At 67.1% G+C, this 289-nt stretch carries 1 pseudogene; it reads right to left on the bottom strand.

The features are described 5' to 3' along the window. Window positions 1–289, bottom strand: a pseudogene (locus SB822_RS56315) (IS110 family transposase); the annotation flags it as partial.

The following is a 289-nucleotide window of genomic DNA, read 5'->3' as shown; positions in this document are numbered from 1 at the left end:
TGACCGCCATGACGCGCTGCGCGTTGCTGTCGTGCTTCACGTGCGTGGCGACTTGCGCGTCGCACCAGGCGATTTGCCGGTCGAGGGCCTGCAGGTGCTCCCAGCCTCGCAGCAGGGCAGTGCGCGCGACACCGTTCAGTTCAGTAGCCCCGTCCTCCAGTGCCTCGACGAAGTGGGCACGAAATGCGTCGATGCCTTGCGGCAGGAATGCGCCGAACTCGACCAGCTCACCGCGCAGCCGGTTGACGAGCGCGGTGCGCTCCTCAACGAAACCGTCCCGCATCCGGTG

It is taken from the genome of Paraburkholderia sp. SIMBA_054, assembly GCF_046534875.1.
GTDB lineage: Bacteria > Pseudomonadota > Gammaproteobacteria > Burkholderiales > Burkholderiaceae > Paraburkholderia > Paraburkholderia hospita.
The sequence above is the reverse complement of the archived record's forward strand: the minus strand, read 5'-3'. Positions and strand labels throughout refer to the sequence as shown.